The organism is Leucobacter luti (assembly GCF_004217175.1).
Taxonomy (GTDB): domain Bacteria; phylum Actinomycetota; class Actinomycetes; order Actinomycetales; family Microbacteriaceae; genus Leucobacter; species Leucobacter luti.
In genome coordinates this window covers 161,519-177,924 of the sequence record NZ_SHKI01000005.1, presented here as the reverse complement: position 1 = coordinate 177,924, position 16,406 = coordinate 161,519, and the positions used below count along the sequence as shown (strand labels likewise).

The 16,406-nt window shown below is 72.5% G+C and carries 9 protein-coding genes; 4 read left to right on the top strand and 5 right to left on the bottom strand.

The window, feature by feature from the left end:
• Positions 1–126: 126 nt before the first annotated feature.
• Entirely contained in the window at positions 127–1,518 is a 1,392-nt protein-coding gene (locus tag EV139_RS09940) for a phosphotransferase (protein ID WP_130454184.1), read from the top strand.
• On the opposite strand, the gene EV139_RS09935 is transcribed toward EV139_RS09940, so the two are convergent.
• Both EV139_RS09935 and EV139_RS09930 read right to left on the bottom strand, forming a co-directional pair.
• Positions 1,510–5,160 carry an ATP-dependent DNA helicase gene (locus EV139_RS09935; RefSeq protein WP_130454183.1) on the bottom strand — a complete coding sequence of 1,217 codons (3,651 nt, stop codon included), beginning with the start codon at positions 5,158–5,160 and terminating at the stop codon, positions 1,510–1,512. The two genes, EV139_RS09940 and EV139_RS09935, sit on opposite strands and share 9 nt — an antisense overlap.
• Positions 5,157–8,375 (bottom strand): UrvD/REP family ATP-dependent DNA helicase, encoded by a 3,219-nt coding sequence (locus EV139_RS09930; protein WP_130454182.1) that lies wholly within the window; start codon positions 8,373–8,375, stop codon positions 5,157–5,159. The genes EV139_RS09935 and EV139_RS09930 overlap by 4 nt, the downstream gene beginning before the upstream one ends.
• A gap of 233 nt (positions 8,376–8,608) precedes the next feature.
• On the opposite strand from EV139_RS09930, the gene EV139_RS09925 reads away from it, so the two are divergent.
• Together EV139_RS09925 and EV139_RS09920 are read left to right on the top strand one after the other, a co-directional pair.
• Positions 8,609–11,296: a penicillin acylase family protein gene (locus EV139_RS09925; RefSeq protein ID WP_130454181.1), complete on the top strand. Its 2,688-nt coding sequence runs from the start codon at positions 8,609–8,611 to the stop codon at positions 11,294–11,296.
• 185 nt (positions 11,297–11,481) lie between these two features.
• The gene (locus EV139_RS09920; protein WP_130454180.1) at positions 11,482–11,706 is read left to right on the top strand and encodes a DUF3107 domain-containing protein; all 225 of its coding nucleotides are present in this window, start codon (positions 11,482–11,484) and stop codon (positions 11,704–11,706) included.
• Positions 11,707–11,775: 69 nt separating this feature from the next.
• Here EV139_RS09920 and EV139_RS09915 read toward each other — a convergent pair whose 3' ends face one another.
• On the bottom strand, positions 11,776–13,161 hold the full coding sequence (locus EV139_RS09915) for a bifunctional phosphopantothenoylcysteine decarboxylase/phosphopantothenate synthase (protein ID WP_130454179.1): 1,386 nt from the start codon (positions 13,159–13,161) through the stop codon (positions 11,776–11,778).
• 66 nt (positions 13,162–13,227) lie between these two features.
• Here EV139_RS09915 and EV139_RS09910 point away from each other — a divergent pair, with 66 nt between their 5' ends.
• Complete coding sequence (locus EV139_RS09910; protein WP_130454178.1) at positions 13,228–13,983, top strand: NRDE family protein; 756 nt, start codon at positions 13,228–13,230, stop codon at positions 13,981–13,983.
• Positions 13,984–14,224: 241 nt separating this feature from the next.
• On the opposite strand, the gene EV139_RS09905 is transcribed toward EV139_RS09910, so the two are convergent.
• On the bottom strand, positions 14,225–15,541 hold the full coding sequence (locus EV139_RS09905; protein ID WP_241989038.1) for a methyltransferase domain-containing protein: 1,317 nt from the start codon (positions 15,539–15,541) through the stop codon (positions 14,225–14,227).
• Positions 15,542–15,543: 2 nt separating this feature from the next.
• Positions 15,544–16,263: a ferritin-like fold-containing protein gene (locus EV139_RS09900; RefSeq protein WP_130454176.1), complete on the bottom strand. Its 720-nt coding sequence runs from the start codon at positions 16,261–16,263 to the stop codon at positions 15,544–15,546.
• Between the last annotated feature and the right edge of the window lie 143 nt (positions 16,264–16,406).

Sequence of the window (16,406 nt, the reverse complement as noted above, 5' to 3'; positions counted from 1 at the left end):
CGCCGAGCACGGTGGCCCGTCGCGTGGGGCCTCGGGCTCGCGAATTGGGCGCGGGTTCCGGCGAGTGTGCCCAGTGGTGCGCGTGGCGTGACCGCCGTCGCCCCCGCCCTGCATACCCTGATGTACATGGCCTCCATCCCTTTCACTCTAGCCGCGCTCGCTACGTCGGCGGTGCCGGGTCTCACGGTGTTCGGAGTGCGCGAACACGACGAGGACCCACAGTTTGCCGAGGCGGTCGTGGTGAGCGAAGACGCCGAGCTGCTCGTGCGCGTCCCCCGCACGCAAGCCGCGGAGGTGCAGCAGTCGGCGACAGTGCTCGGGCTCGCTGCGCTCACGGAGGGCCCGCGCGGTCGACTGCCGTTCGCGGTGCCCGAGACGCTCGGGATGACTCGCGCCGGCGAGACACGCGCCGTGGTCATGACCCTCGTCGACGGCGACCGCTTCGACGCCGCGGATCTCTCGGACGACGCACTGCTCGTTGAACCCATCGCCGAGGCCATCGCCGCGATCCACAATCTCCCGCTCAGCGTGCCGCAGGGCGGCGGGCTGCCCGTATCGACCGCGCAGGATCTCCGCCTGGCCGCAACGCGCCTGATCGACCGGGCCGAGGCCACGCGGATGCTCCCCGAGACGGTGCTGCAGCGCTGGCAGCGCACCGTTGAGGCGGCGGAGCTCTGGGACTTCGCGCCCACCACGGTGCACGGCTCGCTCGACGCGGACCAGTTCCGGGTGTCCGAGGATCGGATCAGCGGGGTCATCGGCTGGGCGGAGCTCGCCGTCGGGGACCCCGCAGCCGACCTCGCGTGGCTGTACGCCCCGGGCAGCGACGTGTTCGAGGGCGTGCTCGTCCGCTACTCTCGGCTGCGAAACGCGGGATCCCTTGCCCACACTCGCACTCGCGCCGCGCTCTACAGCGAGCTTGAGGTGGCCCGCTGGCTGCTGCACGGCGCCGAGGCCCACGATCAGTCGGTCGTCGATGACGCGGTGGCAATGCTCGACCGCATGGTGGGGGTGGGCGGACCGCTGAGCATGGCGTTCGCCGCGTCGCAGGAGCGGACTCCCCTGCGGGAGAGCGAGGTCGCTGCTCTGCTGCAGGAGACCCCCGCTGTCACGAGCCACCTGTCGGAGACCGCGGCGGTTGAGGCGCTCGACGAGGATCGGATGTTCGGGAACGAAACCGACTTCATCGATCCGCTGCCGGACCCGGATGGCGAGCCCGCCCCCGCGGCGTCGCCGGCCGCGGACGACGAGGAGTTCGCCGCGCTGCGCGCGGACACGGGCGTGGTCCCGGACTTCGACCTCGCCGAGCTCGAGCTCGACCTCGGCGCAAAATCCGGCACGGCCTCGGCGCCCGCCCCCACCCCGACGCCCGGTGGTGCGCACCCGCCCCGGGACGCGGCCGGCCCCCGGGACGCGTCTGCCCCGCTGAGCGTCGACGATCAGCTCACTGAGCCGTACAGTGATGACGAGCTGCCCGGAGGCGCCGCGCGCCCCACGAAGAAGCCGTGGTCACGCTGAACCGCTGAGCCGGCCGGCGGCCGCAAGCCAGATCGCTTCGAGCTCGGCGAGCGATCGCGGGGCACCGCTGCGCAGCTCGGTGCCCTCCGCGACGTAGAACAGCGAGACGTCGATGAGCTCGGGTGAGATGCCCGCCCACTGCGCGTACGCGTGCCGATAGAGGTCGAGTTGAAAGAACCGCGACTCGCGCTCGGCGTCGGTCCGCGGCGGTCGCCCGGATTTCCAGTCGACGATCTCGGTGCGCTCCGCGCCACCGCGGTCCTCGGTCTGCCGGTAGACCGCGTCGAGCTTGCACACGAGGGTTCGTCCGGCGAACGGCAGCGTCACTTCGAGCTCGACGGCAACGGGGGCGAGCAGCGCCCAGCGCGAGCGCTCGAACTGTTCAATGAGCGGCTGCAGCTCGGCCTCGTCAGCCCCGGGGGCGAACTCGCCGTCGGCGCCGTCCGATGCCGGAGCTACGAGACCCGCGCTCGCCTCGTCGAAGCCGGCGAGCGGGAGTGCGCCGCCGATCGCCGTGGTGGCGCGCCGCTCCACCCACTCGTGGAAGCGGTTGCCCACCCGGGTGCGGCGATAGGGGCGCTGCGGGAGCGGGCGCAGCCTGAGCCGTTCCGCCTTCGTGGGGTCCTCGACGAACTCGTGGAACGAGGAGGCAGTGATGCGCTCGGGCAGGTCTTCCGCTGTGCGCGAGCCGGCCGGCTCCCCCTGCGCCGCGCGGCGCTCGGCAAGGAGGAGCGCCACCGTCTCGTCGAGCGCGGTGTCGGCCCCGACGGCGGCGGCACCCTCGGCGGGAGCCGCGGCTCCGGCGGTCGCGGCACCCCCGACGGCGGCGGTACCCTCGGCGGGAGCCGCGGCTCCGGCGGGGGCTGCAACCCCGGCGGAAGCTGCGACCCCGGCGGGGCGCTCGGTTGCGGGGACGGGTTCCGCGGCGGCGGGTTCCGCGGCGGCGGGTTCCGCGGCGGCGGGTTCCGCAGCGGCGTCCGCGGTGCGGGCGTCGAGGGCGGCACGCAGCGCGGCCGCGGCCGCGAGCACCGCGTCCTCGCGGGCGCCGAGCGGCGGGAGGGGCCACTGCGCGGTGAGCTCGGCGGTCTCGCTCGGATCGGTCTCGTGCGCGCTCGCCTCGGGGAGCCCGGCAACAAGCCCGGCCTCCACGAGCTCCAGCAGGAACGGCGACGGGGGCCGCTGCCGTGTCTGCCCGCCCCAGAACGAGCCGCTGAGCAGCAGGCGGTCGGCGGAGCGCGTGATCGCGACGTACCCGAGGCGGCGCTCTTCCTCGGCGTGCCGGTCCTGCAGCTCAGACTTGTACTCCGAGATGCGGTCGCGTAGCTCCTTCTGCGTCTCGGCGATCCGCCAGTTGAGCTGGGGGCGGGCGGCGGCGTCACCGCGCAGTTCGTCTGGGATCTGACCGGTGCGCAACCAGCCTGCCCCGCTGCGGGCGGAGCCGGGGAACTCCCCCGCGACGAGCCGCGGCACGGCGACCAGATCCCACTCCAACCCCTTCGAGCCGTGTGCCGTGATGAGGTGCACGGTGCCGGGAACCGGTGCGGCGACGTGCTCGGCCGCCTCGTCCGCCTCGACTGCCCGCTCGATCCACTCGAGCACGGAGGCGAGCGTACCGCGGGAGTCCACGGCGAGGTAGGCGTCGACGAGGCTCCCGAACAGGTCGAGATTCGCGTGGGCGGAGGAGGTGCCCGCGTGCTCGCGCGCCTCGTTCGCGTCGAGCTCGATGTCGAGACGAAGCGCCTGCACGGTCGCGCCGATCAGCTCCCCGATGTCGCCGCCCACGCTGTGCCGCAGGGTGGCGAGCATGCGCCCGGCGTCTCGGAGCCGGTCTCGCCCCGCGGCGCTGACGCTGCGCAGCGCTCGATGGTCGAGATCGCGCATGTTGGCGATCTGATCGAGCGCGTCGAGCAGCGTGAAGCGGCGATCCGGATCCTGCAGCACACGGTCGTCGGCGCGGTCGGCGTCCGAGAGCGGCTGCTGGGAGAGGTCTCGCTCCGCGAACCAGCGGGCCGCGTCTCGCAGGCCGGCGAGATCCGCCACACCGATCCGGAATCGCGGCCCAGCGAGCAGCCTGATCAGGTCGCCTCCGGCGTCCGCGTACCAGAGCGCCCGCAGCGTGCAGACGACGTCGGTGACCTCCGGCGTGGTGAGGAGCCCCCCGAGGCCCACGATCCGGTTGGGCACGCCGGCCTCGCTGAGCGCCGCGGAGAACGCGGCCATGTGGCGTCTGGTGCGGAAGATCACGGCGGCGGTGGGAAGCTCCCCGTGCGCGGCGAGGTGCTCAGCCCGCGCGTCCCGGAGCCACGCGGCGACGAGCGCGCGCTCCTCGTGCACCGTCTCCGGGTAGGCCCAGTCGACCGTGCCGGCCCCGGCGCCGGGGCGCGGGGCGAGCTGCGGCACGGCGATCGCGGAGGTGGCGGCGAGCGGCGCGGCGATCGCGTTCGCGGCGTCGAGCACCCGGCCAGGGTTGCGCCAGCTCGTGGAGAGAGTGAGCGTGGCGGGTGGCATCGTGTGCCCGCCGCTCCCCCGCGAGCGCTCCGCGAAATCTCCGTGGAACGAGCGCAGGCCCTCCGCGGAGGCGCCGCGCCAGCCGTAGATTGACTGGTGCGGATCACCGACCGCCATCACCGAGGAGCCCGCGAAGATCATCGCGAGGAATCGGGTCTGCCCCACCGAGGTGTCCTGTACCTCGTCGAGGAGCACCGCGCGGTGCCGGCGCCGCAGTGCGGCGATCGCGTCGGGCGAGTGCTCCAGCGCGCGGGTGGCGAGGGCCAGCTGATCCGGAAACTCGATCAGGCCCCGTTCCTGCTTCGCGGCCGCGTACTCTCTGGCCAGGCGGGTGATCAGCGGTGTCTCGGCGAGGGCGGCTACGGCATCACGCACGGGCGCGTACACCTTGCCGCTCGGCTCGCCTCCGATCTCCTTCTCCGTGTACGGCAGCGTGACCACGCGGCCAAACTCCGTAACCACCTGGTCGACGCGGTCGAGCGAGGTGAGGTTGTCGGCCACGGCGTGGTCGAGGTTCAGGAGGTGCCGGATCAGCTCGGGCGTGCGCGTATCGCTGACCGCCAGCTCGGGATCGGAGCTGCCGATCACCACCTCGCGCGCCAGGCGCCAGGCGGTGGCCTCATCGATGACGGCCGCGCCCGGGGCCACCCCCGCGGCAATGCCGAATTCCTGGAGTACCCCCGCCGCGAACGAGTTGTACGTGCTCACCTCGGGGATCTCGAGCCCGTCCGAGAGCAGCGCGTCGAGCCGTCCGGCTGCCGCGAGCTCGGCAGGCGCAAGCGTGCCGCGCTCCGCGGCGTCGCGCAGCCGGTCGATAAACACCGCGAGGCGGCCCGTGATCCGCTCGCGCAGCTCGCCGGCGGCCTTGCGAGTGAAGGTGAGCCCCAGCACCTCGTCTGGTGCGACCAGCTCGTTCGCGACGAGCCAGACCACGCGGTTCGCCATGGTCTCGGTCTTCCCGCTGCCCGCGCCGGCGACCACGAGGGTGCTGCCGCCAAGGGCCTGCTCGATCACCGCGCGCTGCTCAGACGTGGGGGTGAGCGGTGGTGCGGGGGGCACGGCGAGCAGCTCCGCGATTCGCCCCGCGGAGAAGACGATCTGGCCGCCCGCTGCGGTTTCGCGTGCGGCGCTCATCCCTGGCTCACCGCCGGGATAATGTGCAGCCGGCAGTTGCCCGGCTGGTGCGGATCCGAGCAGTGGTGCTCGACCCTGGCGGTGAACTCGCCCGCCGCCATCACACGCGCGATCTGCGCCACCCGCTCCTCCGTCTCCGCGATCGTCGCGTCATCAATTGGTTCTTGAACGCGCTCGATGAACGCGCCGCCGTTCGTCGCGTCGGGGTGCACGTACAGCAGCCGCGCCCCACCGCTGCGGGTCTCGGGGGCGGCGCTCTCGTCGCTGGTGTCGAAGGCCCCGAGCCGAACGCCGAGCTGATACGCGCGCAGCTGAGCGTGGGTCTCGGCCTGCACCTTGCTCGGCGGTGTCCGCCCGGTCTTGAGGTCGAGCACGGTCACCTCGCCCTCGCCGTCCGCGGTGACGCGGCGCTCGAGCCGGTCAGCGACGCCGCGCAGCACCGCTCGGTCGATCGGCGCGGCGAAGCTCGCCTCGGTCCCGATCAGGGTGCGCTCCGACGCTTCGAACTCGCGCAGGTACGCGGCGAGCCCCCGGGTCATCGCGCCGGCGAGTCGCTCAGCGCGCACAGCCTCCCACGCCGCATCGAACTCGAGCTTGCGCCACTCGGACATGACGGCGGCGAGCAGCTCATCGGCGTCGCTCGACTGGGCGGTCTCAAGGGCGTGGTGCACGAGTGTGCCAAGGTTTGCCTGCACGCTCCCGGTGCTCCCCCCGAGGTGCGCGATGACCCAATCGAGCGGGCACGTCTCTGCGCGCTCGAGCTGGGACGGACTGACCGACACCGCGGCCTCCGGATCCCCGTCGAGATCCACCAGCGGCGCGGAGGTGCTCGGCGGGAGCACGCCGTACCACTCGTCCGGGGGCGCGCCAGCGACGCCGGCGCGTGCGAGCTCTGTGAGGGCCCGCAGTGCCACCGGATCGGCCGGATCATTCGTGAGCCGCCGCCGCATCGCCGCGGTGACCCCGCGCAGTGTCAGCCGCGAGCTCGGGAGCCCCGTGACGCGATAGTCGCGGCCCAGCCCGAAGAGCGCGCTCGGGTGCTGATCCTCGTCAGACACTGCTACGACGAGCAGCTCAGCGCTCGCCCGGGCGCACGCGTGGACGAGGAGGCGGAGCTCATCGTGGATCGTGTCGCGGCGCGACGGCGGCACCGCCTCCTCGCCGCGCAGCCACCGCTCGAGCGCCGCGGCGCCCAGCAGTGAACCGCGAGCTCGCAGGTTGGGCCAGGACCCGTCTTGCAGCCCGACGATCGCGACGATCGCGAATTCGCGCCCCAACGCCCCCTGCGGGGTCGTGACCGTCACTGCGGCGCGCTGGCTGCGCTGTGCAAGGGAGTCCTCGGGGACGGCGCTCGTGAGCAGCTCGTCGAGCAACTCGGCCACCGGTTGCGCGCTGTCCTGTTCTTCGTGCCGCTGCAGCGCGAAGAACAGCCCCAGCACCGCGTCGAGCGAGCGGTGCGCGTCGTCTGAGCGGGCGCCGCGACCGTCGAGCGCGTCGGCCTGCCAATCGCTCGCGAGCTTCGTGCCGTCCCAGATCGCCCACAGCGTTTCGCGCGGTGTACCCCCGGCCGCGTGCACCTTCGCGGCGGCCGCAATAATGAGCCCGAGCCGCCGCAGCACGCGCCCACCCGCGCTGTCGACCACGGGTGTCGCCCCGGGAAACGCGACCGCGTCCGCAACGATCTCGTCGGTCTCCCGCGCCGCGCGCTCTTCTTCCCGCGCTTCGCGCCGCTCCTGCAGCAGGAGCGCGCCGCGGAGCCGGCGGAGCGCAACCGGGTCGAGGCCGCCGATCGCGCCTCCGGCAAGCCCCAGCAGCTCCTCGGGCGATAGCGCCCGAATGCCCAGCACGTGCTGCAGCACCCGCACCAGCTCCCGAGCGATCTGGTGTTCCCGCAGCACAATGCCACCGGCGGCGATCCCGGTGGGAACCTGATGCACCGCGAGCGCGCGGGCCACCCGCGTCGCTTCCAGGCGGCTGCGGCACAGCACCGCCATCTCGCTCCACGGCACGGGGGCCGTTCCGCCGAGCCCGAGCCGCCGCGCGCGCAACCGGTGCGCAATCACTCCGAGCTGCTCGGCGCCGGAGTCGACCACGGCGAACTGCACGGCCGGATCCGGATCCTCGGGTCGCGCTGCGCGCGGCTGCGCGGCACGCTGCTCCCCCAGTTCCGCGGCGCCCACGCGGTCCGCGAGGCCGCTGATCGCGCTCCGCAGCCCGGGCCCATGCCGGTGTGCGGTGTCGAGCACCACCAGCTGGGCGGCGGCTTGATCGCGCAGTGACGGCCCCGCCTCGCTGCGCCGCGCGAGCTCGTCGTCGAGCCGCGCGAGCACCCGGGTGCGCTCGCCCTGAAACGCGCCGGTCGCCAGATCCGGATCCCCGAACACCCAGATGGCGGTGCCCACATCGGCGCAGGCCGCGAGGAGCGCGAGCTCCCCCTCTCCGAGCTCCTGCGCGTCGTCGACCAGGATCAAGCGCGGCACCGGCAGCTGCGCGGTGGTGTGCGATCCGCGCCGCCCACCGTCGCGCCGCACCGCCGCGGCCGCCGCGCGGAGGAGCCCGCTCGCACTGAGTTCGTCGGGCCGCTCGGCCCCGAGCCGAGCAGCGACCGCGTCGATCAGACCAAAGCCGTCGCGCCACCGGGCGCTCAGTTCCGGATCCGGCACCCGCGCGAATGCCTCGCTCGCGGCGGCCGCCCCGAGCTCACCAAGCCGCGCCACGAGCGCGCTCGGCGCGATCCCGAAGTCGTCGGACACGCGCCACAGCTCACGCAGCTCCGCGCGAAACGCGGGGCTGTGCAGCACCTCCGTCGGGATACCGGAGATCCCGGCGTCCGATTCGGCGACGCCGGCGGCAACCACCTCCGCGATCGCCTCGTCTTGCACCGTGCCGGTCAGGAGCCGGGGCGCCTCGCGGCCCTCGAGCGAGGCGGCTCGGCCCAGCAACGCGAACGCCAGTGAGGTGGCGGTGCGCACGGGGGTGCCCCCAAACGCGCGGCCCAACCCGCGCTCAACGCCCGCTCGAAGCGATGCAGCAACCAGGCGGTTGGGCGCCAGCACGAGCGCGTCCCCCTCGCCCCACCCCGGTTGGCCGAGTACCCGCGCAAACGCCGCCAGCAGTACCCGCGTCTTCCCCGTCCCAGCAGCCCCCAGCACGCGCGCGTGGCGCGTGGGATCCAGGTCGAGAACCCGGGACTGGGAAGGGTCGAAAGAGCGCATGCGGCAAGCCTACTGAGCACCTCGGACACCGTTGTGTTCTCGGCGCAACCGACGCGCGAAAAACTGCCGCGGAGCTGTGGTTTCCTCACACCGCATCGCGCCCCACGCGCCGCTCGTGCAAGACTCCTTGCACCCGGTGTCGGTGGGTCATGCAAGACTCGCACCACGCCCCGCGGCAAGGCTCTGCCAGCTCGCGGGCCTCACCCGCACCCCTCAGAGTGGAGGATCACGACATGGCAGTTACCGCGCCCGAACTGCGTCCGCCGGCCGCGCCCCCGGGTGCCGCGCCGCCGAGCTCACCGCCCGCGGCTCGGCCCCCTCGCAGGGGCCGGTTCGCGCGCGTGCTGCTGTGGCTCCTCGCGGCCGTGATCGTGCTCGCGCTCCTGGCCGGCGGCCTCGGCGTGTGGGTAGTCACCCGGGCGTTCCCCCAGGCAAACGGTCAGCTCACCGTGGCCGGACTCGAGTCCACCGTGAGCGTCACGCGCGACTCGCAGGGGATCCCCACGATCACTGCGGCGAGCGCGAGCGATCTGTTCACGGCGCAGGGCTACGTACACGCTCAGGATCGCTTCTGGGAGATGGACTTCAGGCGGCACCTCACGAGCGCTCGGCTCTCCGAGTTGTTCGGGGAATCGCAGGTGGGCACGGATTCGTTCCTGCGCACCCTCGGTTGGCACCGCACCGCTGAGGCGGAGGTCGCGGCACTCCCCGAGGGGGTGCGCGCTTTCTACGAGGCGTACGCCGCCGGTGTGAACGCGTACCTCGCTGAGCGCCAGGGCGGCGGGCTCTCGCTCGAATACACGGTACTGGGGCTCCAAAACGCCGAGTACGAGCCCGAGCCGTGGACGCCGGCCGACTCAGTCGCCTGGTTCAAGGCCATGGCGTGGGATCTGCGCACCAACATCGAGGACGAGACCGCGCGCGCCCTCCAGGCGCAGGGGCTGAGCGCCGATCAGCTCGCGCAGCTGTATCCCGGGTACCCGTTCGACGAGCACCCGGTCATCCTCGCCGACGATCCCGCGGGCTCCGCGGTCACCTCCGGCACGCTGGCGGCCCCGGCCCCGGCAACCACGGGCCGCACCGCGCTCGGGGCGCTGCTTGAGCGGGTCGACGCGCTCGTGGGCGGTCAGGGCGAGGGCATCGGCTCGAACTCCTGGGTGGTGTCGGGCGAGCACACGACAACCGGCAAACCGCTCCTCGCAAACGACCCGCACCTGGGTGCCGCGCTCCCCTCCGTCTGGACGCAGATGCAGCTGCGCTGCGCCACGGTCAGCCCCGAGTGCCCGTTCGATGTCGCCGGGTACAGCTTCTCCGGCCTCCCCGGGATCGTGATCGGGCACAATCAAGATATTGCCTGGGGCTTCACCAACCTCACCACCGACGTGGCTGACCTCTACGTCGAGCGGGTGGAGGACGACGGCTACTGGCAAGACGGGACCAAGCACCCGTTCGAGACACGCTCGGAGACCATCACGGTGGCCGGGGGCGACCCGGTCGAGCTTGAAGTGCGCTCCACCGGACACGGGCCGATCGTTTCGGGCCTCGAATCGAGTTTCACGGAGATCGCGGCGGATCCGCGGGTCGGCGCGCCGGCTGCGGGTGGGGCGACGACCGACTCCGCGGGCGACGCAGCGTCGAGCGCGGCGCTCGACCCCGCCGACGGGGAGTCAGATGTCCCGCCTGGCGAGTACGCCCTCAGTCTCCGCTGGACCGCGCTCGATGTCAGCCGCACCGCCGAGGCGATCTTCACGCTCAATCTGGCCGAGAATTTTGCCGATTTCAGGCTGGCAGCCTCACAGTTCGATGTGCCCGCGCAGAACCTCATCTACGCGGATCCCGAGGGCAACATCGGGTACCAGGCGCCCGGCAAGCTTCCCATCCGCGGCGCCGGCGACGGTTGGCTGCCCCAGCCGGGCTGGGACAGCGCGTACGACTGGCAAGGATTCATCCCGTTCGAGGATCAGCCGATGACATACAACCCGGCGTCCGGGGTGATCGTCACCGCGAACAACGCGATCGTCACGGACGACTACGAGTACTTTCTCAGCCGAGATTGGGACTACGGGTACCGCGCCGCGCGGATCGCCGAGCTGCTCGACGAACGGATCTCAGCGGGACCGGTCTCCGCGGTCGACATGGCCGAAATCCAGATGGACAACCAATTCCCCGGGGCGGCCACGCTACAGCGGGCGTATGCGGGGATCTCTGGCACCAGCGACGAGGTCACCGCGGCGCTGCAGCTCCTCGCCGACTGGGACGGGCAGAATGACGCAGACTCGGCGGCCGCCGCGTTCGCGAACGTCCTGTGGAAGCGGGTCACCGCGCAGCTCACCGACGAGCAGGGTGTGCCGATCCCCCGAGACGATCAGTCTCGCTTCGCCCGCGTGTTTGAGCTCCTCCTCGACGATCCAGAGTCCGACTGGTGGCGCAGCTCCGCGAACGGTGAGGCCGCCACGCAGGAGGAGGTGCTCCGGCTCGCGGCAGAGCAGGCCGTCGCCGAGATCGGCGAGCTGCAGGGCACCGATCCGGCGAATTGGAACTGGGGCGAACTCCACGCGATCACGCTCACCAACGGTACCTTCGGCACCAGCGGTATCGCGCCGATCGAGTGGCTGTTCAACCGCGGGCCGTACCCAGTGGGCGGCGGCTCCGGGGTGGTGAATGCCACCGGCTGGGGGCTCGACGACGAGGGCTACGCGACCACCACGGTCCCGTCGATGCGCATGGTGATCGACGCGTCCGACTGGGACGCCTCGACCTGGCAAAACCTCACGGGCGCGAGCGGGCACGCGTTCCATCCGAACTACACCGACCAGACCGACGGCTGGACCCGGGGCGAGCAGGTGCAGTGGGCGTTCTCCCCGGAGGCCGTCACGGCGCGCGCCACCGATGAGCTCACCCTCGCCCCGGCGCAGGGGTAGGGCCTGCGGTACGGAGCGCCCCACAGAGCCGGGGTGCTCCGTACCGCCCCGGGCGACCCCGGCCTCGCCCGGGTGCGCTCACGGCGAACGGAGCCCCAGATCCGGGCAGCGACCCAGCCCGTCGCCATAGACTCGGAGCAGTTCAGATCTCAGTGGCCCCGTGCCACACACTCGAGGAGGCCCCAGTGGAAGTTCGCATCGGCATCAAGCAGTCACCCCGCGAGCTCGCGTTCGAAACCGACGCGACCGCCGACGACGTGCGCGCGCTCTTCGAGGCGGCCGTCACCAAGGACGCGGAGCTCGTCGCACTCGTCGACACCAAGGGTCGGCAGTACCTGGTCAACGCCGCCTCGGTCACGTACGTCGAGCTCGGCGGCGAAGCCGGCCGCCGCGTCGGCTTCGTCAGCTAAGCCGCACCGCCAAGCAACAGCACTGAGGCCCCGGATCCCACGATCCGGGGCCTCAGTGCTGTGCGCGAGCTAGCGCGCGGCGGCGTCAATCTCGTGACGCACCGCGTCCAGGAGCCGCTCGGCTACCTCGCGCTTGGACCCGGCGGCCACCGCCACGACGGTCCCGTCCGCGTCGAGCACCCGAATGTCGTTGTCCGCCGATTCGAACCCCGCGGCCCACCCGACAGCGTTCACGGCAAGCAGGTCCACCCCCTTGCGCAACAGCTTGCGGCGGCCGCGCTCAAGCAGCTCGTCCTCGCTCGACACGGTCTCGGCGGCAAAGCCGACGATCACCTGCCCCGGACGGCGCTCGCGCACCAGGCCCACGAGGATGTCCGGGTTTTCCACGAGGGTGAGGGTCGGCGGGGCGCCCGGGGAATCCTCCTTGCGGAGCTTCTCGTCAGCAACATCCGCAACTCGGTAATCGGCAACGGCGGCGGCCATGATCACGGCCTCGGCACCCGCGGCGGCGGCGTGCGCGGCGGACTCAAGCTCAGCGGTGGTGCCCACGGGCACGATCCGCACGGCAGCGCGATCCGCCACCTCCGCGAGCACCGCGTCGTCGATGTTCGCGGCAAGCAACACGACCTTCGCTCCGCGATCAGCCGCCGCGGCCGCAACGGCGACGCCCTGCTTCCCGCTCGATCGGTTTCCCAGGTACCGCACCGGGTCGATCGGTTCCCGCGTGCCGCCGGCGGTGACGAGCACGCGCAGGCCCACGAGATCGCCCTCGGCGGCGGGCTCCGCGGCCGACGCCTCCGCGGCGGCGTTCGCCGCCTCGGCCCCGATGGGCTCTGCGTCAACGGGCTCTGCGTCGGCCGCGGCGCCCGCTCCGAAGGGCGCAGTCGGGGGCGCAACACCCGCCGCGTCGGCAGACTCTTCCGCCACCCCGGCGGCCAGAATCGCAGCCACGCGGTCGAAGATCGCTGCGGGCTCGCTCATGCGGCCCGGCCCCGAGTCGTCCCCGGTCAGCCGCCCGCTCTCCGGCCCCACGAACACAACCCCGCGCGCGCGAAGAATCGCGACGTTGTCCTGCGTGGCGGGGTGCTGCCACATCTCCGTGTGCATGGCGGGCGCGACGAGCACGGGCGCCCGCGTAGCGAGCAGAGTGGTGCCGAGCAGGTCGTCGGCGAGGCCAGCGGTCATCCGCGCGAGGGTGTTCGCCGTGGCGGGGGCGACGACCACCAGGTCAGCGCGCTGCCCGAGCGCGACGTGCCGCACCTCCGGCACGTCCTCGTGGACTGAGGTGGTCACCGGGTGCCGGCTGATCGCCTCCCAGGTGGGCTTGCCCACGAAGCGCAGCGCGTCCGCGGTGGGCACCACGTGGACCTCGTGCCCGGCCTCAACCAGCAGGCGGGCAAGGGCAACCGACTTGTAGGCGGCGATCCCGCCGCTGACTCCCAGCACAATGTTCACGCCCCCATCCTCGCATCAGTACCCACGCTTCTCCGGAATTGATCCGAAATGGCTACACTCGGCCCCATGTGTACCGTGGTTGTTGAGATTCCCAGTGGCCCGGCAGACCGCATCCGAGTCCTTGCCGTTCGAGACGAAGATCCCGCCCGAGCGTGGGATCCCCCTGGCCGGTGGTGGCCAGACACGCATCCAGACACCGTCGGGGTGCGGGATCGCCGCGCGAACGGTGCCTGGCTGGCGTACGCGCACGCTCCGGGGCGACTCGCTGTCGTCCTGAACCGGGGCGCTGAGGTGCCGGAGCCCGTGGGCGGCTTCGCCTCACGCGGCGGGCTCGTGCTCGACGCGATCGCGGGCGCGCCGCTCACTGATCCGCCGCGCACCGCCGCGTTCACGCGGGTGTCGGTGACCACCGGCAGTGACGCCGCTGGCGGGAGCGGCGGCGGCGTGGAGGTGGCGTCCTGGGACGGGCACGCGCTGCGCCGCGAGGCACTCCCCCCCGGGATCCACATGGTCGATCACTTTGAGGTCGACGATCCGGCCTCCTCAAGGATCGCCCGCTGGCTGCCTGAGTTCCGCGCCCTCGCGGGAGCGCCCGACGACGCATGGCGCGCCGAGTGGCTGGCCCTGCTCGCCCGGACCACCGAGATCAGCCGCGAGGACGACCGCGCGATCATCCGCGATAACCACCCACACGGGTACCCCACGCAGTCGCTCCTCGTGTGCATCGCGGAGGTAGCGCCGGGCGGCGTGGCGCTCGACTGGGCACCGCTGACCGAGCCCGGCGTGTGGGGCACCCCGGAGTTTCGTCCGGCCGACGCGTAGCGCGCCGATCGCGGCACCCGCCGCGGCGGCGGTGCCGCGCCCCGCGGCACCCACCGGGGCGCCCCACCGCGCACAGATCCGACCCGTTTGCCCACATCCGACCCGCGCCACCGGGGCCAGGCCGCGAAGTAGCGGGTCGGAACCGCGCTCAGGGGTCGGATCTGCGGGCGCGGGGGCGGGCCGGCGGGGCGGCGGCGGGGCGGGGCGGCGGCGGCGGCGGCGCGGCGCGCGGGCGAACGCCTCAGGCAGCCGGGGCGGCGCGCTCGAGCAGCACCATCACCTCGAGGTGCGTGGTGTGCGGGAACATGTCGAAGACGCGCGCCTCGCGCACTTCGAACCCGGGCATCGCCGCGAGGTCCTTCGCGAGGCTGTCTGGGTTGCAGCTCGAGTAGATCACGCGCTGCGCACCGCAGCCGTCGAGCCACGCGGCGAGGTCCGCGCCGATCCCGCGCCGCGGCGGGTTGACGATCACGAGCTCGGGCACGCTGCCGGGCGCGGCGCCGAGCGCGAACGCGGTCGCGTCCGCGGCGACGAACTCCGCGTCGATCCCGGCGTCCGCCGCGCTGCGACGGGCCGACCGCACCGCTTCCTCGGAGACCTCAACACCGAGCACGCGACGCACACCGGCGCCGGCCGGCTCGCCCGCCTCGGGAGAACCAGCAGCACCAGCGCCAGCCGCCAAGGCAGCACCAGCCCCCGCGCCACCAGCAGCACCAGCAGCACCAGCAGAACCAGCACCCGCACCACCACCCCGCGGCGCGCAGGCGAGCGCGAAGCCGCCGACACCGCAGTAGAGGTCCCAGATCGAGGCCGGGTCGAAGCGGGCCACCCACTCGGCCGCCTGCGCGTAGAGTTCGCGGGCCACGACCGTGTTCGTCTGAAAGAAGCTCCGCGGAAGCAGGTGCAGCGCGATCCCGGATCCGGGCGGCTGCTCCGGCGCGGCGGCGAGGCCGAGGTCCATGGTGAGCGCCGAGCCGAGCAGGGGCTCCTCGCGTTCCCCCTCGAGCAGCGCGACGTGCTCCGGCAGCAGGTTCACGGAGATCACGGCGGCCTCGGGCACGGCGGCCCGCAGCTCGGGCAGCGCGCGTCGCAGCACGCCGAGCGCGTGGTCAGTGCGCACCACAAAGCGCAGCATGAGCGTGCCCGAGGGCGCCACCGTGACGTGGGCGTACTTCAGCTCGCCGCGCCGCCGCGGCACGTCGTAGGGCGGCAGGCCCGTGCCGTTGAGAAACTGTGCCAGGCGCGGGATCGCGGCCCGGATCCCGGGCTCCTGGATCAGGCAGTCGCGCAGGTCGACGCCCACGCCGCCCGGGCCGAGGATCCCGAGGGTGACGTCGCCGGTGGTGCCGCCGACCACGAGCTTGGCCTTGTTGCGGAAGTCGCGCTCCCCGCCGGAGACAATCGGCAGCCACGCCTCGGCCGGCACGGCGGGCAGTAGGGCGCGACAGCGCGCGTCTTTTGCGCGGAGCTGCTCGGCGATCGGCGTCTCGATGAGTGCGCACGAGCGGCAGCGCCCGGCCTCGAAGTAGTCGCAGCGCGGGGTGGTCACAAGCGGCACCATTAGGCGGTGAGGCCCAGCCCGTCCATGCGACGGATGTGATCGGCGATGAGCTCGGTGAACACCGGCTCCACCTCGCTCGCGTTGAACTCGCGGTGCTCGCTGAGCGTCAGCACGGCGCGCGACACGAGCAGCGTGTCGCCCACGAGCCGCCGCCCCCAGAGCGCGAGCCAGCTCGACAGCGCCTCGTCTTCGGCGAGCTGCTGTTCGAGGAGCGCCTTCAGCTCAGCGCGGCCGGTGTCGTTGCTCAGGATCCGGATCGCTTCGGTGCGGTACCCGTCGCGCAGACCGCCCGCCAGGGTGGCAAAGAAGTCGTCGAACAGCCCGCCCACCAGGTAGAGCGAGAGCACGTGCTGGTGCCAGTCGGGCGTCTCGATGCGCTCCACGTACTCGTCGATCACGGGCGAGAACGGCTCCATCACGGTGTGCGGCTGGTGGCCGCGGTCGCGGATCTCGGTGGTGAGCAGCTGATGCTTCGACAGCGTCTGCCCGGCAATCTCGGCGAGCACGTTCTTCGCTTCGAGGGTCGGAGCGCCGGATACGGCGCGCGTCGCGGCCTCGTACAGCTCAAGCTGCAGGTAGGCGGTCAGCCCGAGGAACGGCAGGATCCCGGGCGCGAACTCCGAGAGTTCAACGCGCTCGGTATCGGCCCCATCACCGCGAGAGCGCAGCTTGCGCGTCGGGGCAGTTTTGCGGCGCAGCCCTCGGATCCACTCGAACACTCTGACAGCTTAGCGTCGGAGCGCGCGGACACAGGTATACGCCCCGCGGGGAAATCCCGATCACTTCCCGAGTTTTTGGGCGCGCGCGAATAGACTGCACACTGTACGTATTCACCGCCGACGCCGAAGGAGCGCTCGGCCGC